Consider the following 321-nt stretch of genomic DNA (forward strand, 5'->3'; position numbering starts at 1 on the left):
AAGGGAAGGAGATACTCCTCACTGGCATGGCCAAAGAAACCGTCAGCGGTATAGAGCGCCTGTGGCGCTCCCGTGGTGAAGGAGAGGATCAGCTTTTTACCACCCAGTTTCGCCGTTGAGCCATGGGCGAAGCCGTGGACAAATACCTCGTCCAGCCACTGTTTCATTAACCCGGGCAGCCCATACCAGCTAAAGGGAAACTGCCAGACAATCACATCCGCCTGCAGCAGGCTTTCCTGCTCAGCGGCGATGTTGAATTTGCCGTCCGGATAGAGCCAGTCCAGACGACGGATTTCCGCATCAGGCAGGGCGGTCGCCAGC

The 321-nt window shown here is 57.6% G+C and carries 1 protein-coding gene; it reads right to left on the reverse strand.

Annotation, left to right across the window (positions count from 1 at the left end):
• Positions 1–321: NAD(P)H-dependent oxidoreductase (locus tag PL640_RS25765; RefSeq protein WP_271363900.1), on the reverse strand; the 321-nt coding region annotated here is incomplete at both ends.

Source organism: Agrobacterium sp. ST15.16.024 (genome assembly GCF_027956545.1).
GTDB classification, from domain to species: Bacteria; Pseudomonadota; Alphaproteobacteria; order Rhizobiales; family Rhizobiaceae; genus Agrobacterium; species Agrobacterium cucumeris.